Origin of the sequence: Bradyrhizobium sp. 195 (assembly GCF_023101665.1) — a bacterium.
Taxonomy (GTDB): domain Bacteria; phylum Pseudomonadota; class Alphaproteobacteria; order Rhizobiales; family Xanthobacteraceae; genus Bradyrhizobium.
On record NZ_CP082162.1, the window covers coordinates 319,867 to 346,415 of the forward strand.

General features: G+C 62.2%; 26 protein-coding genes and 4 pseudogenes. 10 read left to right on the forward strand and 20 right to left on the reverse strand.

The window, feature by feature from the left end:
- Position 1: 1 nt before the first annotated feature.
- Together coxB and IVB26_RS43075 are read right to left on the reverse strand one after the other, a co-directional pair.
- Positions 2–976, reverse strand: coding sequence for a cytochrome c oxidase subunit II (gene coxB, locus IVB26_RS40295; protein WP_247973438.1), 975 nt, complete (start codon positions 974–976; stop codon positions 2–4).
- 144 nt (positions 977–1,120) lie between these two features.
- On the reverse strand, positions 1,121–1,243 hold the full coding sequence (locus IVB26_RS43075) for a hypothetical protein (RefSeq protein ID WP_256468929.1): 123 nt from the start codon (positions 1,241–1,243) through the stop codon (positions 1,121–1,123).
- A 206-nt stretch (positions 1,244–1,449) separates the two neighbouring features.
- On the opposite strand from IVB26_RS43075, the gene IVB26_RS40300 reads away from it, so the two are divergent.
- Both IVB26_RS40300 and IVB26_RS40305 read left to right on the forward strand, forming a co-directional pair.
- Positions 1,450–1,623: a hypothetical protein gene (locus IVB26_RS40300; RefSeq protein ID WP_247973439.1), complete on the forward strand. Its 174-nt coding sequence runs from the start codon at positions 1,450–1,452 to the stop codon at positions 1,621–1,623.
- The gene (locus IVB26_RS40305) at positions 1,620–2,084 is read left to right on the forward strand and encodes a metallophosphoesterase family protein (RefSeq protein WP_247973440.1); all 465 of its coding nucleotides are present in this window, start codon (positions 1,620–1,622) and stop codon (positions 2,082–2,084) included. Before IVB26_RS40300 ends, IVB26_RS40305 begins: the two co-directional genes overlap by 4 nt.
- Before the next feature lie 34 nt (positions 2,085–2,118).
- Here the strand turns inward: IVB26_RS40305 and IVB26_RS40310 are convergent, their stop codons facing one another.
- Together IVB26_RS40310 and IVB26_RS40315 are read right to left on the reverse strand one after the other, a co-directional pair.
- Positions 2,119–2,280 (reverse strand): hypothetical protein, encoded by a 162-nt coding sequence (locus IVB26_RS40310; RefSeq protein ID WP_247973441.1) that lies wholly within the window; start codon positions 2,278–2,280, stop codon positions 2,119–2,121.
- Positions 2,281–2,823: 543 nt separating this feature from the next.
- Positions 2,824–3,039: a hypothetical protein gene (locus tag IVB26_RS40315; RefSeq protein WP_247973442.1), complete on the reverse strand. Its 216-nt coding sequence runs from the start codon at positions 3,037–3,039 to the stop codon at positions 2,824–2,826.
- A 506-nt stretch (positions 3,040–3,545) separates the two neighbouring features.
- Between IVB26_RS40315 and IVB26_RS40320 the strand changes: the two are divergent.
- The 5 genes and pseudogenes from IVB26_RS40320 to IVB26_RS40340 all read left to right on the forward strand — a co-directional run bounded on the left by IVB26_RS40320 (position 3,546) and on the right by IVB26_RS40340 (position 5,826).
- Positions 3,546–4,056: pseudogene (locus IVB26_RS40320) on the forward strand (DUF2243 domain-containing protein).
- Positions 4,028–4,192 (forward strand): hypothetical protein, encoded by a 165-nt coding sequence (locus IVB26_RS40325; RefSeq protein WP_247973443.1) that lies wholly within the window; start codon positions 4,028–4,030, stop codon positions 4,190–4,192. The pseudogene IVB26_RS40320 and the gene IVB26_RS40325 overlap by 29 nt, the downstream one beginning before the upstream one ends.
- A gap of 17 nt (positions 4,193–4,209) precedes the next feature.
- Positions 4,210–4,401 (forward strand): annotated as a pseudogene (locus IVB26_RS40330) (succinate dehydrogenase iron-sulfur subunit); the annotation flags it as partial.
- Between the two features lie 78 nt (positions 4,402–4,479).
- Positions 4,480–4,965, forward strand: coding sequence for an NUDIX hydrolase (locus IVB26_RS40335; RefSeq protein ID WP_247973444.1), 486 nt, complete (start codon positions 4,480–4,482; stop codon positions 4,963–4,965).
- Positions 4,966–5,826, forward strand: a complete 861-nt coding sequence (locus IVB26_RS40340; protein WP_247973445.1) for an SIR2 family NAD-dependent protein deacylase — start codon at positions 4,966–4,968, stop codon at positions 5,824–5,826.
- Between the two features lie 10 nt (positions 5,827–5,836).
- Here IVB26_RS40340 and IVB26_RS40345 read toward each other — a convergent pair whose 3' ends face one another.
- Both IVB26_RS40345 and IVB26_RS40350 read right to left on the reverse strand, forming a co-directional pair.
- Positions 5,837–6,844 carry a patatin-like phospholipase family protein gene (locus IVB26_RS40345; protein ID WP_247973446.1) on the reverse strand — a complete coding sequence of 336 codons (1,008 nt, stop codon included), beginning with the start codon at positions 6,842–6,844 and terminating at the stop codon, positions 5,837–5,839.
- 34 nt (positions 6,845–6,878) lie between these two features.
- Positions 6,879–7,136, reverse strand: coding sequence for a DUF3551 domain-containing protein (locus IVB26_RS40350; RefSeq protein WP_247973447.1), 258 nt, complete (start codon positions 7,134–7,136; stop codon positions 6,879–6,881).
- A 159-nt stretch (positions 7,137–7,295) separates the two neighbouring features.
- Between IVB26_RS40350 and IVB26_RS40355 the strand changes: the two are divergent.
- Positions 7,296–8,467: pseudogene (locus IVB26_RS40355) on the forward strand (NADH-quinone oxidoreductase subunit D).
- Between the two features lie 24 nt (positions 8,468–8,491).
- Here the strand turns inward: IVB26_RS40355 and glgX are convergent.
- Both glgX and IVB26_RS40365 read right to left on the reverse strand, forming a co-directional pair.
- A pseudogene (gene glgX, locus IVB26_RS40360) lies at positions 8,492–10,728 on the reverse strand (glycogen debranching protein GlgX).
- 24 nt (positions 10,729–10,752) lie between these two features.
- On the reverse strand, positions 10,753–11,034 hold the full coding sequence (locus IVB26_RS40365) for a DUF3606 domain-containing protein (RefSeq protein ID WP_247973448.1): 282 nt from the start codon (positions 11,032–11,034) through the stop codon (positions 10,753–10,755).
- Between the two features lie 430 nt (positions 11,035–11,464).
- Here IVB26_RS40365 and treZ point away from each other — a divergent pair, with 430 nt between their 5' ends.
- Together treZ and IVB26_RS40375 are read left to right on the forward strand one after the other, a co-directional pair.
- Positions 11,465–13,282, forward strand: a complete 1,818-nt coding sequence (gene treZ / locus IVB26_RS40370; protein WP_247973449.1) for a malto-oligosyltrehalose trehalohydrolase — start codon at positions 11,465–11,467, stop codon at positions 13,280–13,282.
- Between the two features lie 24 nt (positions 13,283–13,306).
- The gene (locus IVB26_RS40375; RefSeq protein WP_247973916.1) at positions 13,307–13,441 is read left to right on the forward strand and encodes a PQ-loop domain-containing transporter; all 135 of its coding nucleotides are present in this window, start codon (positions 13,307–13,309) and stop codon (positions 13,439–13,441) included.
- Between the two features lie 205 nt (positions 13,442–13,646).
- Here IVB26_RS40375 and IVB26_RS40380 read toward each other — a convergent pair whose 3' ends face one another.
- The 12 genes from IVB26_RS40380 to IVB26_RS40435 all read right to left on the reverse strand — a co-directional run bounded on the left by IVB26_RS40380 (position 13,647) and on the right by IVB26_RS40435 (position 26,547).
- Positions 13,647–14,711 (reverse strand): UDP-glucuronic acid decarboxylase family protein, encoded by a 1,065-nt coding sequence (locus tag IVB26_RS40380; RefSeq protein WP_247973917.1) that lies wholly within the window; start codon positions 14,709–14,711, stop codon positions 13,647–13,649.
- Positions 14,712–14,723: 12 nt separating this feature from the next.
- On the reverse strand, positions 14,724–15,848 hold the full coding sequence (locus tag IVB26_RS40385; protein ID WP_247973450.1) for a CgeB family protein: 1,125 nt from the start codon (positions 15,846–15,848) through the stop codon (positions 14,724–14,726).
- The gene (locus IVB26_RS40390) at positions 15,845–16,933 is read right to left on the reverse strand and encodes a CgeB family protein (protein ID WP_247973451.1); all 1,089 of its coding nucleotides are present in this window, start codon (positions 16,931–16,933) and stop codon (positions 15,845–15,847) included. Before IVB26_RS40390 ends, IVB26_RS40385 begins: the two co-directional genes overlap by 4 nt.
- A complete protein-coding gene (locus IVB26_RS40395; RefSeq protein ID WP_247973452.1) occupies positions 16,930–18,060 on the reverse strand; it encodes a CgeB family protein in 1,131 nt (376 codons plus the stop codon). The genes IVB26_RS40390 and IVB26_RS40395 overlap by 4 nt, the downstream gene beginning before the upstream one ends.
- Positions 18,057–19,169 (reverse strand): glycosyltransferase family 4 protein, encoded by a 1,113-nt coding sequence (locus tag IVB26_RS40400; protein ID WP_247973453.1) that lies wholly within the window; start codon positions 19,167–19,169, stop codon positions 18,057–18,059. Before IVB26_RS40400 ends, IVB26_RS40395 begins: the two co-directional genes overlap by 4 nt.
- Positions 19,166–20,452 carry a TIGR04295 family B12-binding domain-containing radical SAM protein gene (locus tag IVB26_RS40405; RefSeq protein WP_247973454.1) on the reverse strand — a complete coding sequence of 429 codons (1,287 nt, stop codon included), beginning with the start codon at positions 20,450–20,452 and terminating at the stop codon, positions 19,166–19,168. The genes IVB26_RS40400 and IVB26_RS40405 overlap by 4 nt, the downstream gene beginning before the upstream one ends.
- Positions 20,449–21,510, reverse strand: a complete 1,062-nt coding sequence (locus IVB26_RS40410) for an NAD-dependent epimerase/dehydratase family protein (RefSeq protein ID WP_247973455.1) — start codon at positions 21,508–21,510, stop codon at positions 20,449–20,451. The genes IVB26_RS40405 and IVB26_RS40410 overlap by 4 nt, the downstream gene beginning before the upstream one ends.
- On the reverse strand, positions 21,510–22,622 hold the full coding sequence (locus tag IVB26_RS40415; RefSeq protein WP_247973456.1) for an NAD-dependent epimerase/dehydratase family protein: 1,113 nt from the start codon (positions 22,620–22,622) through the stop codon (positions 21,510–21,512). Before IVB26_RS40415 ends, IVB26_RS40410 begins: the two co-directional genes overlap by 1 nt.
- A 211-nt stretch (positions 22,623–22,833) precedes the next feature.
- Entirely contained in the window at positions 22,834–24,039 is a 1,206-nt protein-coding gene (locus IVB26_RS40420; RefSeq protein ID WP_247973457.1) for a phosphopentomutase, read from the reverse strand.
- Positions 24,027–24,980 (reverse strand): glycoside hydrolase 5 family protein, encoded by a 954-nt coding sequence (locus IVB26_RS40425; protein ID WP_247973458.1) that lies wholly within the window; start codon positions 24,978–24,980, stop codon positions 24,027–24,029. Before IVB26_RS40425 ends, IVB26_RS40420 begins: the two co-directional genes overlap by 13 nt.
- The gene (locus IVB26_RS40430) at positions 24,977–25,744 is read right to left on the reverse strand and encodes a TIGR04290 family methyltransferase (protein ID WP_247973459.1); all 768 of its coding nucleotides are present in this window, start codon (positions 25,742–25,744) and stop codon (positions 24,977–24,979) included. The genes IVB26_RS40425 and IVB26_RS40430 overlap by 4 nt, the downstream gene beginning before the upstream one ends.
- The gene (locus IVB26_RS40435) at positions 25,741–26,547 is read right to left on the reverse strand and encodes a nucleotidyltransferase family protein (protein ID WP_247973460.1); all 807 of its coding nucleotides are present in this window, start codon (positions 26,545–26,547) and stop codon (positions 25,741–25,743) included. Before IVB26_RS40435 ends, IVB26_RS40430 begins: the two co-directional genes overlap by 4 nt.
- Between the last annotated feature and the right edge of the window lie 2 nt (positions 26,548–26,549).

The window sequence follows — 26,549 nt, forward strand, 5'->3', positions numbered from 1 at the left end:
CTCACTTGAGCTGCTCCAGATAGTGAATGATCGCGATGAGTTCACCCGACTGCAGCGGCATCTTCGGCATGAGATTGCCGGGCTTGATGTGCTGGGAATCGGCGATCCACGCGCCGAGCGTGGCCGGCCTATTCGGCAGCGTTCCCGCCGCAATCGTCACTCGGTTGCCTATATGCGTGAGATCCGGGCCCAACTGTCCGCCCGCCAGCGTGCCGCTGATGTTGTGGCACAAGGCGCAGCCGCGTGCTCGGAACAGAGCCTCGCCCTGCTTGCCGAGCTGATCCGTAGGGCTGCTCGCACCATGGTTTTCGTGTTCGCGCCAGCGAGCGAACTCGTCAGGTGGCAGCGCGATGACCGCAAACGCCATATGTGCGTGCTGAAGCCCACAAAATTCGGCGCATTGTCCGCGATAGACGCCGGCGTTCTTCGCGGTGAATTGCAGCTCGTTCTTTTGCCCGGTGATGAGGTCAATCTTCCCGGTCAGGCTCGGCACCCAAAAACTATGGATCACGTCGGCAGTTTCGAGCTCGACCTTTACCGGTCGGCCGGTTGGAATGCGGATCTCGTTCGCCGTCACGAAGCTCCGATGCGGACTATCATCCTCGTAGCGGACCTCCCACCACCATTGATGCCCGATGATCTTGAGCGTGAGGGGGTGTTCGTCCTTGGCAAAGATAGTTCCCTGCCCGGCATAACTGACGATGGACAGGCCGAGCACGATGACGGTGGTGACAATTCCTAGCCCGAGAATGATCTGACCGGTGCGCTCTTCAAAGCCTTGATGGAGGTCCAGCGGCTGATCGGCCAGGCGCTTTCGACGCAACATGCTTAAGGCGAGCACAATCATGACCGCGATCCATACGACCGCCGCGACCGCGAGAAAGATGAAGAGCGTCTGCTGGATCTGCTCGGATTGGAGCCCTTGCGGGTCGAGCGCTGACTGCCGGCCGGCGCACGCAGCCAGCAGGTAGGGCATGCATAACACCAGACCCCTTTGCAACCAGACCTGCATAGACGCTTCGCGTGCTCCGCTTCAGAGCGGAACCGGTCCATCCTACAAAGGTTCCTATTCAGGCGATCGAGGTCGTGAACCCGACCCAGTCCTCACCGCACCCTCAAGTCAGAACGGCCAGCCTTTGGCGGCGATCACGATGGCCGCGTCTCCCGCTGCCATCAACAACAGGACCAGGGCAACGGCGACAATTGCGCCCGGTTGGGCAAGCACGCGCAACTCTTCCAGCATGTTCAGCTCCCGAGTGCCGGTGGTCGACGCTGCAATGCCTCGCTGACGGGCAGGTTCCTCTCGGATGCGGCAACAGCCGTGCCCTTCGCGTCGGAACGAAGGCCTGCGACCGCACGTTCCTGCGGGCGAACTTGAGGGATTGACTTGCCGCGTTATCATTTCGACCTTGTGGATTCTAAGATCGTAGCCGACGAAGGAGGGGCCGAGTGCCCGATGACATCAACGCTCTGGATGTCGCGGAGGAGATTGAAGGGCGTCTCCTGAAAGACCGGCCCGAACTCGCGGGCCGTCACTTCTCTATCCTCGTCACGAATCAGGATGGCGATGAGGCCGGGCGGGTGTTCACTGGATGTCCTGCATTGATGAGTGACCTCGCATGAAGATCGGGGTGATCTCCGACACGCACGAACTGCTGAGGCCGGAGGTCGCACGCTGCTTCGCCGGGGTGTCGCACATCATCCATGCCGGGGATATCGGCGCTCTGGACGTTGTGGACGGTCTGCGCTGGATTGCGCCCGTCACCGCAATCCGGGGGAATGTCGATCGGGACGAGTGGGCCAAAGAGTTTCCGGAAACCGAGACGCTGCATCTCGGCGGCCGACGCGTCTACGTCCTTCACGACCTGAACGAGCTGAAGGCTGGGACGGTCGAACCCGGCATAGACGTCGTGATTTCCGGCCATTCGCACCGCGTACGTATCGAGGTGGCCGACGGGGTGCTCTACCTCAATCCAGGAAGCGCCGGGAAGAGGCGCTTCCAGCTGCCGATCACGGTTGCTACGCTCGAACTGGATCGCAGTGGCCCGCTCCAGCCCATCATCCATGACCTTGATGCTTGCTGAGAACACGCAGGCGGCTGCGAGCGCGTCGTGTTACCTAATGCGTGTTCGACTTCTGCCACCGCTCCAGGTCGATCGGAGGTCGTTCCGGGTCGATCTGCTCCTTTTCGGGATTGCCCTGCCAGGGCTCGTTAGTCTGCCTGTGCGTCGGCATGTCGGTTTGCTGCCGCGGGGGATCGTTCTCAGCTGCCTTTGGCATGTGGTCCTCATTCAGATGACAGGGTGATAGCGCCCTCTGGCTCTGTCCAACCAAAGCCCAGATCGGTCGTTCCTTGCGGCTGTCTGCGTCGGTTTGAGCTGCGGCGATCAGCCCTCCGGGACATGAGCAAGAGGAGAATTCGATGCCCGTAACCAGGTCAGCTCTCATTTTAGTTGCATGCTGGCAGCAGCTTCGACGGGACCTGCTGCTGCGCAGGGAGGGGCGGAAGTGGTGGAGGTTCGGGGGGCGGTGCGGGCGCGGGCGCTGCGAGCGGCTCTGCCGGCAGCGTGTCCGGAGGCACAACAGCCCCCGGAACCAACGCCGCCGGCACAGCGCAATCGAGCGGCGGGTCCGGCCCGCGCGGATCGACCACCGTCGAGCGACCCGGCAATCTCGCCGGCGGCACCAACAGCGGACGGATCGACGGAACGGTCACCGCGGGCGCGTCGCTGCAGGGCGACGATCAGATCCGATCGGAAAGCTCCGGGAACTCCGATGTCGATCGAAAGATCAAAGGCATTTGCAGAGGATGTTAATAGCAGATCAGGACGCCGGCTTGTCCGGCGTCCAGTCGAGATCTGAGTCGTCGCGATGTTCAGGGTCTGGCGAACACGGCTTGATCTTGAGCTCATCCTCGAGCGTCGGCTGATCGTCACGGTGTTCAACCAGTCCAGCCTCATCGGCCTTCTCGAACGCTTCCTCCTTTGTCGGAAACGTTCGGCTCAGCTTTTCCCCGTCCTTGAACAGGGCGTATGCCATGGCAGTTACTCCGGGTTCTGACTTCAGTTGCATTGGGCCGGCCGGCCAGCGAACGTCGACCGGCTTTGAGCGAGTGCTTGCCGCTAGCCCAATTCTTTGAAACTCGTGAGGATCGCAAGATGCCGCTCAATCTGAGTTGTCCGCATCGCGAACGAACCGCCCATCAAATCGGCAGTCCGGGTCCGCTCGCGGAATGGCTCTGGCGTGAGCCGTGTAAGCCGATAACCCGAGCCCGCCCAAAGCCAGCAAAAATGATCTTCTTAGCATCTTGAATCTCCAATTGGTGGATGACAGACGCGTCAACGGTTCGGGCGTTCCTAGAAGATCGACACGCAACGGGGCGTGCCGCTAAACGGCGGGGGCCGTTTAACGCATGTTAGTCTCATTGAAATTGGCGCTTCGATGCGCACGCTTTGCGCGGCGGCAGCCGACTATCGTAGGAACGCTTCCGTGTGCGATGGCTTATTGTCGCGTCAAAAGTGCCGGGTCCGTGCACGAGTTCATTCATGCAAGACAACAAATCAGGTAGCTACCCGACGTCCGCGGGCATCCTTCTGGGACTTGGGCTCGGTGCGTTCTTCGACGGTATCGCATTTCATCAGCTGCTGCAGTGGCATCATATGTTAAGCGGCTGGTATCCTCTCGACTCCATCGATAACATCAGGCTCAACACCACCTGGGACGGGCATATTCCACAGCGGCGCCTACGTTCTCCTGCTCGCAGGGCTTTATGGACTGTGGCAGCGGGCGCGCAGCCGCGAGTTGCGCTGGTCGAGCTGGCATTGTCTCGGCACGATGCTGCTGGGGTGGGGAATCTTCAATTTGGTCGAAGGCGTGATCAATCATGAGATCCTCCGGCTGCATCAGGTGAATGAGACGGTGCCTGAGGGACATCGCGTCTTCTGGGATATCGGCTTCTTGTTATGGGGAGCTACTATGGCTGTCATCGGTGCCACAATGGCGCGCGCAGGTGCACAGGAGGGAGAGCATGCGGAAGGCAGCCAACAGGCTCGTTAGAAACACGCCGCCGATGCTTGTCTACGCCATCTTCCTCTTGCTGCTTCTGTTTGCGATCGCGCCTGCGTTCCGCGTCGCTGTGTTCGGCCTGTCGTTGGACGATCTCCTGCAATGGCGCTGCTTTGCGCCCGGCTGACGGGTGGAGGTAAACCATGGTCGAGTTCAGGCTTTCTAGGCGGCGCGCTGGATGAGGTGACAGGCGAGCGCCTCGATATGCTCGAGGACCCCTTCAGGATCTATCGTTGTCGCACCATCCTCAATTGTGCGAAGGTCTGTCCGAAAGGTTTGAACCCCGGAGAAGCAATCTCGGCCTTGCACCTCAAGATGGTCGAGCGGAAGTTTTGACTGCTGCGCAAACGCCATTGGCGGACAGGAACCATGCTTGTGGGGTTGGCTTATCAATCCCCGACCAGGAGTAACTTGATGGGAAAGAAGCAGTTCGCCGCTCTGCCGTTTCGTCTGGACAATTCCGAGCTGCGCGTGCTGCTGATCACGACCAGGCGCAAGCGCAGATGGAGTGTCCCGAAGGGATCCCCCATGCGTAACAAGGAGCCGTACCTCACGGCTGCACTGGAGGCTTATGAGGAGGCGGGTCTGATCGGCGTCATCGCGACACGCGCGATGGGCAGCTTCAAGCATCGCAAGCGGAAGGGCGACCGCAAGCGGACCATGGACGTTGCGGTCTTCCCAATGAAGGTTCATGGTCAGGAGCGCTGGTGGCCCGAAAAAGGGGAGCGCGAAGCCATCTGGGTCTCCGCGGAAAGGGCGGCGCATCTGGTGCATAAAGCGGAGCTCCGGCGATTGATCGCCCGCTTCGCGGCGCGAACGGAAAAGAGCACGTCCGCGCTGCTGCGCGGCAGGCGGGCTTCTGATCCAGGAACCCGCGTCCCGCGAAATCATTCCAGCTAGATGAACCAAAGACCGACAGGGCTCGCATCTGAGGAGCGGCAGCCTCACGACGTTCTGGCGACGGCGATAGAACGGCGCCGCGCGGTCCTGTTCGTCGGCGCCGGCGTTTCGATGGCCGTCGGATTGCCCTCTTGGCAGTCGTTGATCGAACATCTGCTGGACGATCTCGGTCTCGAACGCGACGTCGTCGACGGAATGCATGGCGGCTATCAGATGCTTGCGGAGTACTACCGGTTGCAGCGTGGGGGCATCGGACCGCTCCGCAGTTGGCTCGATCGCAATTGGCGCGTCGATCCAGAGAGGATCGCCACCTCGAAGCTCCACCGGATCATCGTCGAGCTCGATTTCCCGATCATCTACACGACGAATTATGATCGCAATCTCGAGACGGCGTTCGATGTCCTGAAAAGGCCCTACGCGAAGATCAGCAATGCAAAGGAGATCGCGAGCGCCGGCGCCGGCGTCACGCACATCATCAAGTTCCACGGCGATTTCGACGACGATGCCTCGCTCGTTCTGACCGAGACCGACTTTCTCAACCGGTTGGCCTTCAATTCGCCGCTCGATATCCGTTTTCGCGCCGACGCTTTGGGAAGCACGCTGCTCTTTGTCGGCTACAGCATGTCCGATCCTAATATTCGGCTGCTGCTGCACCGGATTTGGCAGATCTGGGATGAATCCGGCCACCGTCAGGACCGGCCGAAATCCTTCGTGTTCGTCGCCCAGCGCAATCCGGTGCAGGAAGCCGTATTGGCGAACTGGGGCATCACCACCATTGCCCCGCTCGAGGGAATGGCCGCCGACGATGGCCTAACCCAATTTCTCCTCGACGTCCGCCAGCGTATCGATCGAAGCTCGTAGAGCAGCAACGCTATCGCCGACGCACGGTGCAGATCCCGTTCCGGATCTGAGCGAGGCTCGCTGCATATTGCATGTCCAGGAGGCCCGCCCGCCACCGCTGCGCCATGGCCGCATGCGAAAGATCAAAAGATTTTTCGGGACCGGCTTCCTCGCGGCCGGGGCGGTAACTCAAGAGATAGACGAGGTCGTCGCGGCTAAGGTCCTGCAGCTCGGCCCGAAGCTGGCGGGCTTCCAGAGCGTGGCCTAGGCGCTGGAAGGTCTGGTTGCCGAAGGTCAGGTCACTCTTGCGCTCGGCTGCGGCTTCGATCCCATCGGGCACGTTGCCGTCGCGTGCGAAGAGCTCGATCACATAGAGGCGAAGCGGGCGCGAGGACTCCAGGATGGGCTCGAATGGCGCGTTCAGGGAGAACCCGCCATCGCCGAGCCACCGGCCAGCGATCTGCACTGGCCCGAACTCAGGGAGGAACCCGCAACTGGCGAGGATGTGATCCATCTCGATCCGTTCCGACGAGGAGTCGAATAGTACGGCATTGCCGCTTTCGAGGTCGGTGGCGCAGATCGTGATGCGGGGATCACCGTCGTTCAGGCGGCCGAAATCGATCAACTGACGAAGACGTTCGCGCGTCGGGCCGAGATCGTACAGGCCACCGAAATAAGGTGCCGGAAGCGGGAGACGGGGATGGAAGAAGCCGGCCTGGCCGAGCAAACGCGTATTGATCGAACTCAGCCAGGCGAACAGATAGCGGCCGGCACTCGGCGGAACGGCTGCGCCACCCGCGCCCCGCCAGTAAGTATTTAGAGCTCGGATACGGTCGGCGCTCGGGCTTCCCGCGATCAGTGCGGCCGTGATCGCACCAGCCGATGTACCGGTCACCCAATCGATCTGCGGTGAATGAGAAGCGAGCGCTTCGAACGCGCCGCCATGATAGGCTCCGAGTCCGAGGCCGCCGGAGGATACGACGGCAGTGAGCTGGGGCTCAGCCGTCTCGATGCCGCTCGGCTCAGTCCGCTCAGTCAAGGTGGGTCCGGTTGCAGTCTGAAGGTCGGGCTGATCACCGATATCCCCTGTGACGGCGCGCATAGGCATATCGAGGATTGATGCCGCAAGAGGCGTGCGTGCCAGATGCGCTCTCCATGCATTGACCGTAACTGGCGAACTGGCAATTGCTAGGATAGCCCCAAGTCCGGCCCTGGAGGCAGTAGCGATCCTGGGCAAGTGCGGAGCTCGAAGAGCCAAGGCTCGCCACGAACGACAGGTCGGCGGCAACTATCAGCAAACGATGCTTCCTTTGAAATCTCCAATTTGACATTGAACGCCGCCGGTGAGCCTTACGTTCCAACCCGGCGCGCACTCGAATCTCGCGAATTCAGCGTCCGACTAACCTGTGTGAAGCCGCTCTCGCTGATCGCGGCTAGGGTGATCGCTTCGGCGGTTCGATCGGAAGCAGAATGCCCAAACAGTCTCCAGCCTGAGAAATTTCACCATCAATTTCGGTCCTCAGCATCCGGCGGCCCATGGCGTGCTGCGGCTCGTGCTCGAGCACGACGGCGAAGTCGTCGCGCGCGTCGACCCCCTATCGGATTGCTGCATCGAGGCACCGAGAAGCTAATCGAGGCCAAGACCTATCTGCAGGCCATTCCATATTTCGATCGGCTCGACTACGTCGCACCCCTGACGCAGGAGCATGCCTTCTGTCTTGCGATCGAAAGACCGATCGGCATTGAAGTGCCGCGGCGCGGGCAGCTCATCAGGGTACTCTATCACGAAATCAGCCGGATCCTGTCTCACCTTCTGAACGTCACGACGCAAGCCATGGACGTCGGTGCGCTCACCCCGCCGCTGTGGGGCTTCGAAGAGCGCGAGAAGCTCATGGTGTTCTACGAGCGTGCGTCCGGCAGCCGCATGCACGCGAACTACTTCCGGCCGGGCGCGTGCATCAGGACCTTCCGTCCAAGCTGATCGACGACATCGAGGCCTGGTGCGATCCGTTCCTGCGCGTCGTCGATGATCTCGACCGGTTGCTCTCGCTCAATCGGATCTTCAAGGCGCGCAATGTGGATATCGGCAGGGTGACACTCGAGCAGGCCTGGGCCTGGGGCTTTTCCGGCGTTATGGTGCGCGGCTCGGGAGCGGCCTGGGACTTGTGGAAGGCGCAGCCTTACGGCTGCTATGCCGAAATGGATTTTGATATTCCGATCGGCAGGAACGGGGATTGCTACGACCGCTATCTCATTCGCATGGAAGAGATGAGGCAGTCCGTCCGCATCATGAAGCAGTGCATCGAGAAGCTGAAGTCTCCGGACGGAAGAGGTCCGGTGCTCGTGCAGGACAGCACGGTCGCGCCACCCAGGCGCGGCGAGATGAAGCGCTCGATGGAGGCGCTCATCCATCATTTCAAGCTGTACACGGAAGGCTTTCACGTTCCGGCCGGAGAAATCTACGTGGCGGTTGAAGCACCCAAGGGCGAGTTCGGCGTGTTCCTGGTCTCGGACGGGAGCAACAAGGCTTACAAGTGCAAGATCAGGTCCCGGAGTTGCCCATCTGCAGGCGATGGATTTCCTCTGCAAGGGGCATTTGCTCGCGGACGTCTCGGCGATATTGGGATCGCTGGACATCGTATTTGGAGAGGTGGACCGCTGAGCTTCCGCCTCGAGGCCCGTCGGTCTAGCCGGACAGAGGTGTGTCAGCGATATCCAGCAGCGCGCCAAGACCCTGGCGCAAGCGGCGCGTGGCGGTATTGTCGTTGGCAAGCCCGAATACCAGCAGCGATCGCCCCGTCACGGCATAAGCGTGCCCGAACTCGAACTCGGCCATCCGCGCGTCCGGCTGGTTGGTGTCGATCAGGCCCAGCCAACTCAGCCCGTCGGCGACGGCGGGCAATGTGAAGTTCACGACGTCGTGGTGCGCGTTGTAGACCAGAAGCATGGTGGCATCCGAGCCGCGGCGCCGGATTCCGGTCTCTTGCGCTCGCCCGTCGAGCAGCATCCCGAAGCATTTAGCGTTGCCGCCCTGCCATTGCTCCGTCGTCATCTCCTCGCCGGATGGAGACAGCCAAGCCACGTCCTTGACGTCGAGATCTTCGTTGTGCGAGCCGACCAGGAAACGGCTGCGGTAGAGAATGGGGAACGCTTTGCGTGTGGCGATCAGCTTGCGCGCGAACTCACGAAGGCTGCGGCCATTGGCCGTGATGCCCATCCACTCCAGCCAAGTGGTCTCGTTGTCCTGCGCATAGGCATTGTTGTTGCCCTTTTGCGTATGCCCGAATTCGTCCCCGGCGAGCAGCATCGGCGTGCCATGCGAGAGCAGCATCGTCGCGAGCAGATTTCGTTTTTGGCGCTCACGCAGCACCGCGACCTCGGGGTCGTCGGTCGGCCCCTCTGCGCCGCAGTTCCAGGAATGGTTGTTGCTGTGACCGTCGCGATTGTCCTCGCCATTCGCCTCGTTGTGCTTGTCATTGTACGAAACGAGATCGTTGAGATTGAAGCCGTCGTGTGCTGTGACGAAGTTGACGCTGGCCCAGGGCCGGCGGCCACGCTTGTTGAAGAGATCACCCGACCCGGAAATACGCTTGGCAAAGTCGGAGATCGTGCCCGGATCGCCCTTCCAGAAGGCACGCGCGGTGTCCCTGAATTTGTCGTTCCACTCTGCCCATCCCGGCGGAAACTGACCGACTTGATAGCCGCCCGGCCCGATGTCCCAGGGCTCGGCGATCAGCTTCACACCGGAGAGGACGGGATCCTGGCGGCACGCATCGAGGAAGCCGCCGCCTTCGTCGAAGCCGTAGGGCTCCCGTGCCAGGATGGTTGCAAGGTCGAAACGGAAGCCATCGACCCGCATCTCGGTAGCCCAATAGCGCAGGGAATCGGCAACCAGCTGGAGCACGCGCTGATGTGAGAGGTTCACCGTGTTGCCGGTGCCGGTATCGTTGATGTAGTAGCGGTTTTTGTCCGGCAGCAGGCGGTAGTAGCTGGCGTTGTCGATGCCCTTGAACGACAGAGTCGGGCCGAGTTCATTTCCTTCCGCGGTGTGATTATAGACGACGTCGAGGATGACTTCGATGCCGTGGGCATGAAACTGGTTGACCATGGCCTTGAATTCGGTCGCAAAGGGCGTCTTGAGGTAGCGCGGCTCCGGTGCGAAAAACGCAATGGAGTTGTAGCCCCAATAGTTGCGCAGGCCTTTCTCGACCAGGTAGCTGTCGTCGACGAAGGCGTGGATCGGCAACAGCTCGGCGCTGGTGATGCCCAGCGAGCGCAGATAGGTCGGGATTTCGAAATGCGCTAGCCCGGAGAACGTGCCGCGCTCTGCTTCGGGGACGAGCGGATGGAGCTGGGTAAAACCCCTGACGTGCATTTCGTAGACGATGGTCCGTTCCCCGGCACTTCCGGCTTGCGCGCTGCGCCCCAGGTGAAGGCGGGATCGATGACCGCGCACTTCTGCATCAAAGGCGCGCTGTCGCGTTCGTCGTAGGACAAATCCTTGTCAGCATGGTCAAGGACGTAGCCGAACAGCTCGGGGCCCCAACGCAGCTGGCCGATCAGCTGCCGGGCGTAGGGATCGAGCACGAGCTTGTGGGGATTGAAGCGGTGCCCGGCGTCGGGTTCATAGGGGCCATGGACGCGGTAGCCGTAGACGGTGCCGGGACGGGCAGAGGGCAAATAGCCGTGCCAGACTTCGTCTGTGTATTCCGGGAGCTCGATCCGTTCCAGTTCGGTCTCGCCGCTATCGTCAAACAGGCAGAGCTCGACTTTCGTTGCGTGGGCCGAAAACAGCGCGAAATTCACGCCGAGGCCGTCCCAGGTGGCACCGAGCGGAAAGGATCTGCCCTCGGTGATCCGGGAACGGCGTAGGCTCGATACCGCCCTCGTCAGGGCGTCATCTGAATGTACTGGTCGATCCATGTCTTCCCCCAGGAAGTGAGTCCGTCAGGACGCCGGCGCGATTGTAGCGGCCTCGCCAACCGTTTGCTCCGTGGCCGCTGCGGGGGCGATCGCCGCGGCAGCAGACGCATCGGCCGACTGCGTCACCACCCGAGCCCTTTGCTGCTCGGCTTCCTTGTTGATTGCCGAAATGGAGTTGCCGATCCGACCAACGATCGCCGTGAGGTCGGCGTCGGAAAGACGCAGTCGCTTCTTGACAAGGCGCACCTGAGCCCGATCGGTCAGGTCCAGCTTGTTGCGGATCGGCGGCCGCTTCGCGCGCTGCATGGGGATGACTCCTGTCTGTCGGAGCAACCGCCGGGCCGGTCGTTCTGTTCCAGAACCAGCCTGCTGAATGCACGAAGGTACGCCCATGTATCCTAGACTGATGCCTTGTACAGGGCTGCGTATGATCTCGCCGAATGGACCCAACTGAAGGCCTGGCCCAGGGCGGCGCCCCGCATGCGATCGAGCGGTCCTTCATTCCGAAGGTCGAGAATGCCCGGCAAAGACTTCCCGGAGTTCTGCCACCGAAGAGACATTTTTCAGCTTCGGTCCAAAACTGCACACAGGTCCTTGAGCGCGCAGTCCGATGCCGTCTGCGAGGAACCAATGCGTGCAGCGCAGCTTTCCCGTGCTGAGCATGCTTAAGCGATCGTGAAATCGAGCCTAGCGGAGGATGTCAAAGCTCCGGGCATGCAGGCGAAAGGCGAGCAGGTTGGAACAAAGACTGGGAATAGCCGAACAGGCGCGCCGCCATGGCCCTCAAATCATCGACCATGGCATCTCGTTCAATCTCTGGGCCCCGACCGCTCGGTCTGTCGAATTGCTCGAAGTCGGCCAGCCGCCACGCTCCATGCCACACGACGATGACGGTTGGTATCAGTTGCTCAGTCCGACCGCCCGTGCCGGGACGCGCTACCAGTTCAGGATCGACGGCGATCTGACCGTTCCCGATCCAGCCTCCCGTTTCCAGCCGGACGATGTCGGTCAGCCCAGTGAAGTGATCGACACGGCGCTGTTGCGGGATTGGATTTTATACCCGGGCCGCCCCTGGCCGGAAGCCGTCATCTACGAGCTGCATGTTGGTGCCTTCAGCGAGGAGGGTACCTATGTTGGCGTCGAGAAAAGGTTGCCCTATCTGCGCGACCTTGGCATCACCGCGATCGAGCTGATGCCGCTCAACGACGTCCCGGGCCGCCACAATTGGGGTTACGATGGCGTGCTGCTGAACGCACCGAACGCACGCTACGGCCGGCCGCAGGATCTCAAACGGATGCTGCGCACCGCGCATGCCCTCGACATCATGGTCTATCTCGACGTCGTCTATAACCATTTCGGGCCGCAGCTGAACTACCTGCACAGCTACGCCGAGAACTTCTTCACCAAGCGCCATGCCACGGGTTGGGGCCCTGCCGTTAACCTCGAAGGTCGTGATGGCGCGCTCGTGCGCGAGTTCCTGATCGAAAACGCGCTCATGTGGCTGCGCGATTACGGCTTCGATGGACTTCGTCTCGACGCAGTGCATGCCTTGAAGGACGATTCCGACCGTCATTTTCTCATCGAGCTGGCAGAGACCGTGCGCAGCCAACTGGCAGGCAGGCGCGTGCATCTGATGCTGGAGAACGAGGCCAACCAGGCGCACCTTCTTGATCGCCGGCAGGGCCGGGTCAAGCACTACGATGCGCAATGGGGTGACGATTTCCACAATGCGCTCCACGTCCTTCTGACGGGCGAGAACGAGGGATATTACCGCGCCTTCGCAGACAAGCCGCTCGACCATCTCGCGCGCTCCCTCACCGAGGGCTTTGCCTATCAGGGCGAGGTCTTTCCGCTGCACGATGCTCCACGCGGAGAGCCGAGTGCGTACCTGCCGCCAGAGGCCACCATCTTCTTCGCCCAGAACCACGATCAGATCGGCAATCGCGCGCTAGGGGAGCGACTATCGGTGCTGATCAGTCCCGAAAAGCTTAAGCAGGCCCTTGCGCTCGTTCTGCTCAATCCTCACGTCCCGATGCTGTTCATGGGAGAGGAGGGAGCCGCCGACACTCCATTTCTGTTCTTTGCGGACTGGTCCGGCGAGGCGGCGGAGCTGACGCGCGAGGGCCGGCGCAGGGAGTTCGCGCATTTCAAGGCGTTCTCGACGCCGGAGATGCGCGCCCGAATTCCGGATCCTTGCGACGAACGAACATTCCTGGCGTCCAAGCTGGACTGGGTGAGGATCGACAGCGCAACCGAAAGCCTCGAGTTTCGGGCGCTGACGGCCGAGCTGCTGAGGATTCGGCGGGAGCAGATCATTCCGCTAATCAAGCACGGATTCGTCACAGCCGAGCGCGGGACGATTCAGAGTGGCGGTCTGGACGTCCGCTGGCGGACGGCTAACGGCGAGACGCTGCAGATTGTGGCGAACTTTGCCGAGTGCGAGCTGCCGATGCCACCACCTGTCGACGGAATCGATCTGTGGCGATCACGGGCAAGCTCAGCGAACGTGCTGGTTCCAGGCGACATCGTCGTCCGACTTTATCGGGAGGCCTGACGGGTGGAAAGTGCCATTCAGGCCATGGGAGTTCTCGCCGCCGGTTTGACATCTCTGTCCTACCTGCCGCAAGTGCGCAAAGCGCGCTCGCCCGGCTCGACCGACGACCTCTCCTTGAAGATGCTAGTCGGCTCGCGAGCGGGCTCATTCTTTGGATAGCCTATGGATCGTTGAAGCGGGATTGGGTCATCGTCCTTGCAAACGTCGTCGGCGCCACGCTTGCGCTCACGTTGATTGCTTTCAAGGTCCGCGACATGAGAGAAGCCAGGGAAGGCCGCGACGGATCAGCCTCGCGTTGATGTTCTCGTGAGAAAATCTGGCACTTTTGTCGGCGAGGCGGTCTGGGCGTTCGGTTCTGCCTGCATCATGTTTGATCGGCGATCGTCAACCGGCTGGGCGCACGACGTCCGGTCCTGCGCGGCGCGGCGGCCGGAACCAACGCCGGCGTCTCGCCCGCAATGCGGAGGGCAAAATAGGCAATCGTTGCTTGAAGGCCGTCCTTCAGCGCCACGCGGGGTCGCCAGCCCAGCGCCCGTGCCGCTGTGTCGATGACGGGCTTGCGGCGTTTCGGGTCGTCCTTCGGCAAGGTCTCGAAGCGGAGCGGGGAGGTCGATGCCGTGTAGGTCAGCACCTCGCGCGCAATCGCCTCGATCGTGACCTCGTGCGGATTGCCGAGATTGCAAGGCCCGGTAATCGAGGGCGTGCTCTCCATCAAGAGCTGGAGCCCGCGAACGAGATCATCGACGAAGCAGAAACTCCTAGTCTGTGTTCCGGGACCGTAGATCGTGATGGGCTCGCCGCGCAGGGCTTGAACAATGAAATTGGACACAACCCGCCCGTCATTCTCGAGCATTCGCGGGCCGTAAGTGTTGAAGATGCGCGCGACCTTGATCTCGACGCCGTGCGTGCGGTGATAGTCGAACATCAGCGTCTCCGCAGCACGTTTGCCCTCGTCGTAGCAGGCCCGCGGTCCGATCGGATTGACGTTACCGAGGTAGGATTCGGGCTGCGGGTGGATCTCGGGATCGCCATACACTTCGCTTGTGGACGCCTGAAGGACCCGGGCGCCTTTACAGCGCGCGAGATCGAGCATGTTCATGGTTCCGATCACGCAGGTCTTCATCGTGCCAATCGGATCCTTTTGGTAGTGCCGGGGTGAGGCCGGGCAAGCGAGGCTGTAGATGCGGTCAATGCCCTCCTCGATCTCGATGGGATCGCGCACGTCGTGCTCGATGAAGCGGAAATTGGGGTGATTGAGCAGTGGCCGGATGTTGTCGATCGATCCCGTGAACAGATTGTCCAAGCAGATCACAGTGCTGCCGCGTTGCAGAAGCGTGTCGCAAAGATGCGACCCGATAAAGCCGGCGCCTCCGGCGACGAGGACGGTGGGTGAGCGGCGGGAGGCTTGAATGCAGGACTGGAGCGTCATCATGATAGCCTTTCAGAGTTCGGCAACCTGCATGGGCCGTGCGGCGGGAAACCTTGCTGTTTTGCGCCGGCGCCGTGCGGATGCCTCGACGTAATAGCTCTCCAGTTGACTAGCGCGGTGGTCCGAGGTGTGCTCGGCAAGAACCCGCCTCCGCGCGTTGTGTGCGATCGTGCGCCGCTGTTCCTCGGGCATGTCGCGCAGGATCTCAACAACTTCGTGCGGACCCGACGCCAGTAGGATTTCCCGCGACGGCTTGAGGATTGTCTCGATGCCGGGCCAACGGTCCGAGACAATCGGCGTGCCACAAGCGGCCGCTTCGAACAGTCGAACGCTCGGTGAGTACCCCAGGGCCTTCATGTCGGCGCGGGTCGCGTTCAGGGTGAAGCGCTGCTCCGCATAGAAGGTCGGATGCTGATTTGGCGCGAGATGTTCGATGCGCGCAACGTTAGCGGGCCAGGCTATATGATCAGGGTATTGCGCGCCTGCGATGACGAATTGCTCGGACAGCAGCTCGCGGGCGGGAGCAAGCAACAAGTCGCCAAGAACAGGCTGTCTGTCCTCGCTATAGGTCCCGAGATATCCCAGCGTCCACTTGGGGGCAGCTTGCAGGGGCGTGTAGATGCTGGTGTCCGCGCTGCAATAAAGGGCGCATGCCAGAGGACTTCCGTAATTTTCCTCGATCATGCCAGGCACGGGGCCGCCGGCAAACGACAGATAGAGGTCGAAGCGAGGGATCATCGCGGCCGAGATATAGTCAGTCCCGTGGTCGAGTTTCGCCAGCGTGACCGGCGTGTCGATGTCGTAGAACGCGGTGATCCCACGGGCATGGGCCGTCGCCCATTCAGCGATCGCGATGCCCTCGGGCACGTAGGAGCCGATGATCACCAAATCGGCATCCCGGATCAGCTTGCCGAACCGAAGCGGAATGTCTCGCAAGGATTGATAGAGCTCCACTGTCCAAGCCGCGGGCCTAACCAGATCGCGGTGGTCCCGATACCAGGAAACATCACGCTCGAGGAACGTGACATCGTGCCCACGTCGAGCCAGCGCTCCGATCAGGGCGCGGTAGGTCGTAGCGTGACCGTTGCCCCAGGACGAAGTGACCGCAAGACCGATGACGACGATGGAAAGCTTCATTCTGCTGCCTCGATCCGCGAGCTGCTGGCGACAAAGAGATCATCGAACTGGCGTGCGCGTTGTCGATAGGTGTGCTGGCTGAGGATACGGGCGCGCGCGCGGTGGGCGATCGCCTGCGCTCGATCGGGATTCAGCGCGGCGAGATGCTCTGCGACCTCATCGCCGTTTGCGGCGACAAGGACTTCGCGACCAGGTTCGAGAAAGTGGTCGATGCCCTCCCATTGGTCGGTGATCAAGCATGCGCCGGCGCCGACCGCCTCGAACACGCGTGTCGGCGGCGAGAACCCGTAGCGCGCCATGCTGTCACGGTTGACATTCAACGTGGCGAGCGCGGAGCAGAAGAAGGCGTTGTGGTCGCCGGTCCCGACATGGCTGACCTTGCGAAGATTGGCTGACGTGTCCTTGCTTTCCCAGCCGGAGCCGCCCAGCACGAACGTCTTGTCGGGCACTTGACGTGCAACGTCGAGAAAGAAGCGTTCGACGCGCTGCTCGCGATCGGGCAGCCGGTTCGCCAGCAAGCTCAGATCGCAGGCGAAGCGTCGGTCTGGCGGCGCGGGAAAATGAGTCGCGGGGTCGAGTGCGTTGTAGATGGGAACACAGTCCTTGGCGCCCATGCGGCGGTAGGTGGACACAACTCCATCGCCCCCGCCATAGGTCAGGACCATGTCATAGGAGGGGATCGCGCGACGCAGATGATGCTGCGCATGGCTTTCCATCGCCTCGAGTGTGGCCGGAGCATCGACGTCCCAATAAATCCGCATGGCTCGCGACGGCAGTTCGGCGATTGCGTTCTCCAATTCCTGATCGAAGACGCCGACGCCGCTGGCCTTGATCAGCATGTCAGCCGATTGTGCCGCGACATCGAGCGAGCCGCGCCAGCCGTCCACAGTTGCGGGATAGACGACCACCCGGGCCCAGTCCGGATCGCCGATGTCGCGGTGAGCTTGGCGTTCGAAGGCGTCAGGCTCGAAGAAGGTAATGTCATGACCGAGTGCCGCAATCTCCTTCAGCATGCCACGGTAGTAGGTAGCGGCGCCATTCCAGTACGACGACACGAGGCTGGATCCGAAGAAGCAGATCTTCATGCGACGGCTCCGATGCGCGGCTGTGGCTCTGACGAGCGATTGGAATTGCGGATGCCCGCCACGATTTCGACGAGCTGCTCGGCGCGATGGCGGCAGGTATGGCGTTCTCTGATCGTCTTCAGGCCTCTCTCGACCATCGCGGACGCCAACTCCCAATCATCGAGAACGGTACGAAGCGAGCGCTTCATCTGTGCGCCATCGCCGACGCTCAGATAGGCGCCCTCTGGGAATAGAGATTCGGCATCTGACCAGGGCGCCGAGACCAGAGGGATACCGCAGGCCAATGCTTCGAACACGCGGATGGTTGGAATGCCCGGAAGGAGGCGCACATAAGGCCCGCGCGGCACATGGACCGTTGCGCGTGCGCCCGCGAAAGCGACAGGAGCCCAATGGGCCGGTAGCCAGCCGCCATTGCGGATACCTGCGCCCCTGATCGTCTGGAGCGCGGCGCCCGAATATCTCACGCCGAAGACGCTCGCGCGAAGCTTCAGCTCCGCGGCCGGCCCGATCAGGAATTCGTTGAGCTCAGCGCTGCGTTCGCCATCGCCCCAGTTGCCGATCCAGACCATGTCGTCGGTCCGTTCGATCTGCCGCAGCGGGTGATACAGGGCGATATCAGCGCCCTCATGCCAGGTGAAAGCACGGTTAGCCCAGCCGAGCTTCAGATAGATCTGCTGAAGTACCTCGCCGAAGGCGAGGACGCCGTCAAATCCGTCGAGATCGAATTGCGCCAGTTCCTCGGGGGCGCTGACTGCACGATGGTGAGTGTCGTGGAACAGGAGCGTGAATGCGGCGCCGTGCGCTCGCTTGCCTCCGATTCGAGCGATCAGATCAGGCGAATTCCATTCGTGAACGATGACGAGATCCGCGCCATCGAGCGCGCGGTCAAGATCGAGGCTGGCGTCGTAGCCGCGGATGTCGATGCCGGGGAAGAGCGCGGGGATGTCCTCCATCGCATGACTGCCCCCCTCGCGGATCGCATTAAGCCGGCTCCAGCCGTCGATCGGTTCGTACACGACAACGTCGTGGCCCAGAGCATGCAGTTCGCGCGCATAGCCGCGCAGGAAATGCGCGTTGCCGTTGTTCCAGCACGAGGTGAAGGCGTGATAGAACAGAATGCATTTCATGCGCGCACCTCCAGCGGGCCGGCCGGCGCGACCAAGTGGTGTGATGCGACCAGACTTTCATAGAGCCGAAGATAAGCGTTCGTCATTCGCGTGAGTGAACAAGTCAGGGAGTGCTCATAGGCGGAGCGTTGCAGTCGCGCTCGCTGGATTTCGTCGGCGCAAAGGGTTGCGATTGCGCGATGAAGCGCCTCGCTGTCGGTCGGATCGAAGAACAGGGCCGCTCCGCTCCACAACTCGCGGAAACTGGGGATGTCCGACAGGACGAGCGCGCAGCCTGCCGAAGCCGCTTCCAGAACCGAAAGACCGAATGGTTCGTAGAGCGCCGGACTGACGAAGATCGCCGCGTGCCGAAGGCGCGCGCCCATGGCATCGTGCGACAACTCCCCAAGCCAGGAGACACCCGTGGAGAGGCGTGGATCCGTCGGGCCGGCGGCCTCAATCGGCCAGCTCAGTCCGGGCGCGGCCGCAACGAGGGCCTCGATGTTCTTGGCGCGGTCCCACAATCGTCCGGCCGCCAAAATCAGTTCCTGCTTTCGACCCGTGGGGTCGCGAGGCGCAATCCCATTCCAGATCACGGCGCCGCGCGATTGAGGACGGTAGATGGCGGCGATATCGTCGTGAAAAGCTCGACTTGGACACACCCATGCCGTCGCAGTGTCGAGCGCCGTCTTGACGTGCTCAGTGTAGCGGCGCCATCGGAGCTCGGTAAGCCACGTCGTATCTCGGCAGGCCAGCGCCCAGGAATTGACGCAGGAATGAGCGACCAGGACGGTGGGAGCACGCCAGGCGAAGCTCGCCTCGCGAAAGCTGTTGAGATGGACGACATCGGGTTCGAACCTGCGTTCGAGTTCAGCGAGGACGCGCCTGGCTTCGGCGATGTTCCGTCCTTCCGGGTCCTGCCATTCCAGCGCGAGGTCCGTCTCGACCAGACGCACTCCGGGATCGCGGAGCATCGCATGCTGATCGGTGCGAGCGCGGGGACCAAGCGTCACGAGACAAACGGCAGCGCCCGATTCCGCGAACCTGGATGCAAGGGCGCAGGAATAGGTCCACACGCCTCCGACCGTGTCGGTGGTCATCAGAATTCTGATCGGCGCACTTCGACTCATGAAGCCCCCTGGAGTTCGAGGGCATCGAGCGGAACCGGGCGGTCGTTCTGCACGTCGCTGAACTGGTTGAACATGGTGAGATAGTGTCGGTGCGCGCGCTCCCAAGCGAAGTCGTCAGGCTCGCCCCAGAGCTTCCGGTAGTCCGGCGAGCCTGGATAGGGATACAGGGGTACCGGATCGTTCGCCCAGATCCCGGCATTCTGCATTGTGCGGCGCCAGCGTTGTACGACCGGGGCGTCGTCTTCGGGCACCTCGATCAAATTGGCCTGCACGAACGGGACGTGGCGCCGGGCTTCGACGAGGCGACCGGCGAGCTGATCCGTGCTCATCTTGCATTGTTTTGCGAGCGCCGAGCGGCCTTCGACAGTCAGGCTCTCGATACCCGCTTCGATCGAAACGCAGCCGGCGCGGCCAAGCAGGGCGAGCATGTCCGGTTTCCAGAGGTCGATGCGGGTCTGGACGCCGAACTTGATGCCGCGGCTGGTCAGTCCTTGCAGCAACTCGGCGTTGGGGAGGAAGATCTCGTCGATGAAGTAGAGATACTCGATGCCTTGATTCCGCAGGCCGTCGATCTCGTCGAGAATGACGGCCGCCGGCCGCTTGCGATAGGCATTGCGGAAGTTTTCCTTGGCGCAGAACGTGCAGTTGTAGGGACAGCCACGCGAGGCCTCGACCTCGGCCCCGGGAGCGGCCGGCTCGGCCTCGAAGCGATGATGGTGGTGGTGATGGCGCCGGATCATCTCGGCGGGCCAGTCGAGCGCGGGCTGATCCGTGAAACTGGCCGCTTGCGGACCGCCATTAACCCGCAGCCCAGCACCATCGGCGAAGCACAGACCCGGAAAATCGCGCTCACCATTGGCAAGACGCAGAACGGACGCTTCACACTCGCCCATTACGATGATGTCGACGCCAAGCTTCTTCAAGGCCGCACGGGGTGTGGTCGAGCCGTGCGGCCCTACCGCGATCAGCATCGGCGCAAGGTTGCGCATGGCCCGCGCGAGTTGTTGCGGTACGCGCAGCTCCGGCGGTGCGCAGCGCCAGAATAGGTAGGTCGGCGCAGTCGTGATGACGATCTGATCCGGCCCGAACGCCTGTAGCTCGGCCTCGATATCCCGATGTGAGAGGTCGAACATGTGGGCATCGAGCAGCAGCGTCTTGTGCTCGGCGGCCTTCAGATAGTGCTCGCTGATCCCGAGCTCGAGCGGAAGGTGAGGGGACCGGCATCCGAAATAGATGCTGCCAGCAAAATCCCAATTCGGATTGATGAGAGCGACTCGCGTCATGCCAGCGCCTCGCAATTGCCTGGTGTACCGAAGCGGCTGTCGAGCCAGCCGTGAAGCGAGCGCAAACCGTCGCCGATGGACAGCTGAGGCGTCCAGCCGATCGCGGCGGACAGCGCCCGCGTGTCGGTAACGTACCAAGGCTGATCGCCCGGCCGCCAATCTGCAAAGCGATATGCGAGCTTGCGACCGGTGAGGTCGGTGATGCGGTCGATCAACTCCATAAGGCTGATCGCGTTGGCCGGGCCGCCGCCGAGATTGAACACGCGGCCGCGAACCATCGCGATGTGGTCGAGAGCCGCGAGCCAGGCGTTCGCGGCGTCTGCCACGTGGAGCGCGTCCCGAACCTGGTGGCCGTCGCCGTAGATTGTCAGGGGATTGCCGCGGATGGCGCTGAGCAGGAAATGAGCGATCCAGCCCTGGTCCTCGGTCCCGAACTGACGCGGCCCGTAGATGCAGCTCATCCGCAGAACGACAGTCTGCAGCCCGAAGACCCTGGCGTAGTCATGGACGTATTGATCTGCCGTGCCCTTGGAGCACCCGTACGGGCTGTAAAAATCAAGCGCCGCATTCTCGGAGATGCCGTCGGTCAGCAGGCTGCTATTCGGCGTGTAGCGCCGGCCGGTCCGAGTGATCTCGTTGTCGTCGATCAGCCGACCATAGACCTTGTTTGTGGAGGCGAAGATGACGGGCGCCGTGCTGTTGTGCAGACGGACCGCTTCGAGCACGTTCAGCGTGCCGCGCGCATTGATCTCGAAATCGCCTGCGGGGTCGGCCATGCTATCCGTGACGGCCACTTGGGCTGCAAGATGCAGCACCGCGCGGACCTCCCGCACGGCATCGATCACCGGAATCGGCTCGCGGATATCGGCGACGGTGATTGTGACGCGCTCGCCATGCCGGGACTTGAGCCATTGGGCGTTCTCGCGTACCCCGGCGCGAGCGAGATTGTCCAGTACAAGGACGCGGTCGCCGCGCGCCGCAAGACGGTCGGCGAGATTGCAGCCGATGAAACCGCAGCCACCTGTAATCAGCACGGGCCTGTTGTCTCGCTCACTCATCACGCAACCAATCCTCGTTGCAGCAGCTCTCCGGTGGCCCGTTCCGCCTGATCGTCGGCGATCTGGTCCGCCAGGTACTCCGCGAGTTCTCCAAGACCGTCCTTGAAAGCGACGTGCGGCTCGAAACCGAGCAGATCGCGCGATTTGCCGATGTCGGCGAAGCAGTGGCGGATATCGCCGGCGCGGTATTTCCGCGTGATCTCGGGCGCGATGTCGCGACGGCTCATCACATCGGCGAGATCCTCGGCGACGGACAGGATCGTGCGGCTCTGGCCGGAGCCGACATTGAAGACATCCTGGGTGTGGTCGGCTTCGAGTGCCATGCGGCAGGCACGGGCGACGTCGTGGACATGGACGAAATCGCGACGCTGCAGGCCGTCTTCGAAGACGAGCGGCGGCCGGCGGTTGAGCAGCCGTGCCGCAAAGATAGCGAGCACTCCGGTGTAGGGATTGGAGAGAGCCTGGCGCGGGCCGAACACGTTGAAGAAGCGTAAGGCCACCGTCGAAATGCCGTATGCCTTGCCCGTGATCAGGCACATACGCTCCTGGGCATATTTATTCAGCGCGTAAATCGAGCTGAGCGACGGCTGCTTCGTCTCCGGGGTGGACACGGGATGGAGCGGATCGCCCGCGGTGTCCCGCAATTCCCATTCTCCCTTCCGCAGCTGCTCGATCGGCCGTTCATCGCAGGCGATAACGCTCGCGTCCGCTCCACGATAGAGGCCCTCGCCATAGATGCTCATGGACGATGCGACTACCAGCCGTTCGACCGGGCGTTTGGATAGCGCCTGCAACAGCACTGCGGTACCGAGTTCGTTGGTGCGAACATAAGGTTCGATATCGTACATGCTCTGGCCTACGCCCACCGCCGAAGCGAGATGCAGAACCATGTCGGCGCCGCGCAGGGCCTGCTCGACTGCGAAGGAGTCGGTGACATCGCCGACGACGAGCTCCGCCTCGTCGGCAAGATAGGCGGGTCGCTGACGATTGCCGCCGTGAACCTGCGGACAGAGATTGTCGAGAAGCCGTACGTCATAACCAGCGGCAAGCAGCGCGTCGGCCGCGTGCGAGCCGATGAATCCCGCGCCTCCAGTAATCAATACCCGAGTCATTCATCGCTCCCTGCCGTCATGGGACCGATCCTTTCGGGATCGATCGATGATGAGAGTTGAAGCGCGCTTCTGCTTGGTCGGGCGACCGCACGCGCCAGTCACGTCTGGGAGTTAGAAGCGGTGCAAGGAATGTTCGTTCCTTTGAAACGTACAAACGAAAATTTCTCTAACCTGGATCAATAGCAAAGGTGAATCGCCGGATTATCAAATGTTAGAAGCTTGCGCCGTGAAGCGGTGTGTCGAGACCAAGGTGCTTCGCAACGGTCGCACCGATGTCGGCAAAGCTGGTGCGCCGGCCGATGGGCGATGTCGATCCAACACCGCGAGCCAGGATCGGCACCTGTTCGCGCGTGTGATCCGATCCGCTCCAGGTCGGATCACAGCCATGGTCGGCGGTGATGATCAGGAGATCGTCATTACGCAGGCGGTTCAGCAGATCGGGGAGGCGCGCGTCGAATGCTTCCAGCGCTGCTGCATAACCGGCTACGTCGCGGCGGTGTCCGTAGAGCGTGTCGAAGTCGATGAAGTTCGCGAACAGCAGGCCGCCATCCGCAAGGCCGGCCAGTTCTGCGAGCGTAGCGTCGAAAAGCGCTTCATTGCCGTCTCCGCGCTTGTTCCGTCCGGTGCTGCGATGGGCGAAGATGTCGTCGATCTTTCCGATAGTAACCACATCGCGGCCCGCCCCTTCGGCAAGATCGAGGACCGTCCGCTCCGGCGGCGGTACGGAAAAGTCGCGGCGATGCGCAGTTCGCTTGAAATCGCACGCCGACGTGCCCACGAACGGCCGCGCGATGACCCGCCCGATGTTGAGGGGATCGACGAGCCGTCGCGCAATCGTGCAGACCTCGCAAAGACGATCCAGCCCGAAGGTTACTTCATGGGCGGCAATCTGGAACACGCTGTCGGCGGAGGTGTAGCAGATCGGCTCGCCGCTCCGCATGTGGCGCTCGCCGAATTCGGCGATGATCGCGGTTCCCGAAGCGTGGCAGTTCCCAAGGATGCCGGGAAGGGCAGCTTCTGCGCCGAGGCGCTCGATCAGGTCGGGCGGGAAGCACGGCACGGACTTGGGGAAGTAACCCCAGTCGAACGGCACTGGCACGCCCGCAATCTCCCAGTGACCTGAGGGCGTGTCCTTGCCCTTTGAGATCTCGCTGGCGCAGCCGTAGTGAGGATGCTCGACCGGGGCGTCCAGCGCCGGTGGTATGCGACCCGTGGCGAGACGGCAGGCCGCGCCGAGGCCAAGCGCCACCAGATTGGGAAGCCGCAACGGTCCCCCACGCCGCGAATTGTCCGCTTTGCCCGCTGCACAGGCCTCGGCGATGTGTCCAACCGTATCGGCGCCTTCATCGCCATAGCGATCGGCGTCCGGCGCGGCGCCGATCCCGACCGAATCCATCACGAGGATCAGGGCACGCATGTCGGCTCTCTGGTTGCTGGCTGCGGGCTTGCCACGGAAGACGCGACCCCGGTCTTGGCGCAGTAGCGCTCGACCATCAAGGCGCAGAAGTCCGCGAACTCGTTCGCATCGACCGGTGGGCTGGTATGGTGAGGTTCGAGACCGCGATGCTCCGGCGTGAAGCAGAAGGTCACCGTGACTTGAAACTCGGCGAGCGCATCCATCTGGCGGTCGAACCAATCAAGCGCATTGGGGCGAAAGCTGTCGGCCCAGGACAGTCCGGTCCGCAAATGCGCCACGCCGAGACGGCGCATCCAGCGCACGGCATCATCAAGTCGATGGTCCTCGAAGTGGAACCATTGGCACAGGCCCATTGCCGGTGCACATTGGCCGAACAGGTCGGCTGAAGCTTTCGGCGTGCCGTCTTCACGAAGCAGACCCATGTGGAAGTGGCGATAGTATGAGGAGCCCTCCGCTTCCTTGTGCCGGGTGGTGGCCTCCCAGCTCGAGGGCAGATCGTAGAGGCTGTACCAGTGGATACGCGGTGCGCGGCCAGTCAGGAGTTCGGCGGTGCGGCTGAGGCCCCAGGCCTGCACTTCTTCGGCGCCGAAGGATGAGACGCCGACCTCGGTAACCCAGACCGGCAGCGAGGTAACCGCTTTGATCTCGTCGATCTTGGCCGGCCATTCCCCGATCTGCCACAGATTCCAGTCGAGCGGAAAGCCGTGCACGGCGACCGCGTCGACGTGATCGAGTACGCCGCGTGTCTGCATGCTGCGCATGAAAGCGGGATCGATCGGCGAGATGCCGCCGAGTACGCGGGGCAAGATCGGATGCGCGCTGCGGATCGATTTTCCGGCGGCAATGGCCAGGTTCGCGAACATCGCCCAGTCCGGATCAATCAGGATGTCCCAATGCGACTTGTTGTTCGGCTCGTTCCAGATCTTCGCAGCTTCGATCATCGGGCGTCCCCCCGTGCCGGATAGACGGGGCCGTCGGCCTGCGGCCGGGCCGTCCGCCTGCACAGATACACTTCCTCCTCCGGATGCGCCGCGATGGCAAAGCCTGCGCTGCGCAGCATGGCCTCGACGCAGGCGCGGTTGGGCACCCACCAATTGGTCGGATCATCGGCGTATTTGTGCTCGATGAAGTGCAGTTTCGGGTACCCAGCGGAATCGAACTGATCCGTGGTCCAGAAATCGTAATTGGTTTCGACCGCATCGATGCGACTGTCTCCCCGTTGCATCGATTGGAACAAGAGGAGGTCAGCCGCCACGTGCTCGTGGATGAGGTCCAGTGCGAGCAGCGGATGACGCAAATGGTAGAGCACCCCCATGAAGATCACGAGATCGAATTTCTCGCGGAGTTGCCCGACATCATAAGCCGACATCTTGCGGAATTCGACTTTGAGCCCGTTGACCTCCGCGGCGAAGCGGGCCTGTGCCAGATACTCCTCGTCCGTGTCCAGGCCCAATACACGTTCGGCGCCGCGACGCTTCATTTCCATGGCGTAGAAACCGGCATTGCAGCCGATATCGAGCACGCTCTTGCCTTCGAGACGAGCCGGAATGATGCCGGAGAAGCGCTGCCATTTCACGTTGGGATAATCGCCGAGGAAATGCGATGGCGCTGTAGGCACGCCTTTCAGGTCCAGATTGTGAAACCAGGGTCCGAGCGCATCGACGCGCTGGCGGATTTCCTCGCGGGAGAGGGCGCCTCTGGTCATGCAATCGCTCCATTGCCCATGGTAGCCGGACGAGCTCCGTCCGGCGATGCGCCCGCCACCCATTGCCTCACCCGCCCGTCGCACGTGCTGTCGGCAAGGAGGGCCATCGCCGTCCGGTAGCCACCGAGGGTACCGACATCGACGTAGGACTCGCCGGCTTTGACTCCGATGCCGCGGCCACCCGCTGCGAGATAGGCATTGACCAAAGTCCCGAAATACTCGTCGCGGCGCTCGCGCGCATTCCAGAGCGCCTGAAGTTCGCCAAAGCCGCGTGCGGACATTCTGAAGGCACCCCAGATCCAGCGCGATGCCGCATTCGGTTGCTTCACCTGAATTTCGACAACGCGGCCTTCGTCGAGCACGACGGCATCGAAGAATTCGGGGTGCTCGACAGGAAACAACAGGAACGAGAGGTCCGCATCCGGCAGGGTCTGCAAGGCGGATTTGGGAAACCACACGGTGTCGGGCAGGCCGACCATCACATCCTCGTGCTCGCCAACCACCGTGCTTGCCCTGAACACGGCGTCGCACAGTCCCGATGCGTCGGGCTGCACGACGTAGGCGAGCAGGGCGCTGCCATAGTGATCGCCGAAATATTCGAGAATGTCCGACTTGCCCGGCGAGATCACGAAGCAGATTTTATCGACGCCGCCCAGGATCAGGCGCTCCAGAAGATATTCCGAGACGGCGCAGGGACGATCCGTGCCGTCGTGGTGCCGGCTGCCGACAGGCAGCAACTCCTTCGAGAAGGCGAGCGGTTGGATGCGACTGCCGCGACCCGCGGCCGGAACGATGCCCCACATGA

What these genes read in the sequence shown, in the direction of transcription:
- coxB (WP_247973438.1), bottom strand. Translation starts at nt 976, where the DNA reads ATGCCCTACCTGCTGGCTGCGTGCGCCGGCCGGCAGTCAGCGCTCGAC.
- IVB26_RS43075 (WP_256468929.1), bottom strand. Translation starts at nt 1,243, where the DNA reads ATGCTGGAAGAGTTGCGCGTGCTTGCCCAACCGGGCGCAATTGTCGCC.
- IVB26_RS40305 (WP_247973440.1), top strand. Translation starts at nt 1,620, where the DNA reads ATGAAGATCGGGGTGATCTCCGACACGCACGAACTGCTGAGGCCGGAG.
- IVB26_RS40310 (WP_247973441.1), bottom strand. Translation starts at nt 2,280, where the DNA reads ATGCCAAAGGCAGCTGAGAACGATCCCCCGCGGCAGCAAACCGACATG.
- IVB26_RS40315 (WP_247973442.1), bottom strand. Translation starts at nt 3,039, where the DNA reads ATGGCATACGCCCTGTTCAAGGACGGGGAAAAGCTGAGCCGAACGTTT.
- IVB26_RS40325 (WP_247973443.1), top strand. Translation starts at nt 4,028, where the DNA reads ATGCGGAAGGCAGCCAACAGGCTCGTTAGAAACACGCCGCCGATGCTT.
- IVB26_RS40335 (WP_247973444.1), top strand. Translation starts at nt 4,480, where the DNA reads ATGGGAAAGAAGCAGTTCGCCGCTCTGCCGTTTCGTCTGGACAATTCC.
- IVB26_RS40340 (WP_247973445.1), top strand. Translation starts at nt 4,966, where the DNA reads ATGAACCAAAGACCGACAGGGCTCGCATCTGAGGAGCGGCAGCCTCAC.
- IVB26_RS40350 (WP_247973447.1), bottom strand. Translation starts at nt 7,136, where the DNA reads ATGTCAAATTGGAGATTTCAAAGGAAGCATCGTTTGCTGATAGTTGCC.
- IVB26_RS40365 (WP_247973448.1), bottom strand. Translation starts at nt 11,034, where the DNA reads ATGCAGCGCGCGAAGCGGCCGCCGATCCGCAACAAGCTGGACCTGACC.
- IVB26_RS40375 (WP_247973916.1), top strand. Translation starts at nt 13,307, where the DNA reads ATGGGAGTTCTCGCCGCCGGTTTGACATCTCTGTCCTACCTGCCGCAA.
- IVB26_RS40380 (WP_247973917.1), bottom strand. Translation starts at nt 14,711, where the DNA reads ATGACGCTCCAGTCCTGCATTCAAGCCTCCCGCCGCTCACCCACCGTC.
- IVB26_RS40385 (WP_247973450.1), bottom strand. Translation starts at nt 15,848, where the DNA reads ATGAAGCTTTCCATCGTCGTCATCGGTCTTGCGGTCACTTCGTCCTGG.
- IVB26_RS40390 (WP_247973451.1), bottom strand. Translation starts at nt 16,933, where the DNA reads ATGAAGATCTGCTTCTTCGGATCCAGCCTCGTGTCGTCGTACTGGAAT.
- IVB26_RS40395 (WP_247973452.1), bottom strand. Translation starts at nt 18,060, where the DNA reads ATGAAATGCATTCTGTTCTATCACGCCTTCACCTCGTGCTGGAACAAC.
- IVB26_RS40400 (WP_247973453.1), bottom strand. Translation starts at nt 19,169, where the DNA reads ATGAGTCGAAGTGCGCCGATCAGAATTCTGATGACCACCGACACGGTC.
- IVB26_RS40405 (WP_247973454.1), bottom strand. Translation starts at nt 20,452, where the DNA reads ATGACGCGAGTCGCTCTCATCAATCCGAATTGGGATTTTGCTGGCAGC.
- IVB26_RS40410 (WP_247973455.1), bottom strand. Translation starts at nt 21,510, where the DNA reads ATGAGTGAGCGAGACAACAGGCCCGTGCTGATTACAGGTGGCTGCGGT.
- IVB26_RS40415 (WP_247973456.1), bottom strand. Translation starts at nt 22,622, where the DNA reads ATGACTCGGGTATTGATTACTGGAGGCGCGGGATTCATCGGCTCGCAC.
- IVB26_RS40420 (WP_247973457.1), bottom strand. Translation starts at nt 24,039, where the DNA reads ATGCGTGCCCTGATCCTCGTGATGGATTCGGTCGGGATCGGCGCCGCG.
- IVB26_RS40425 (WP_247973458.1), bottom strand. Translation starts at nt 24,980, where the DNA reads ATGATCGAAGCTGCGAAGATCTGGAACGAGCCGAACAACAAGTCGCAT.
- IVB26_RS40430 (WP_247973459.1), bottom strand. Translation starts at nt 25,744, where the DNA reads ATGACCAGAGGCGCCCTCTCCCGCGAGGAAATCCGCCAGCGCGTCGAT.
- IVB26_RS40435 (WP_247973460.1), bottom strand. Translation starts at nt 26,547, where the DNA reads ATGTGGGGCATCGTTCCGGCCGCGGGTCGCGGCAGTCGCATCCAACCG.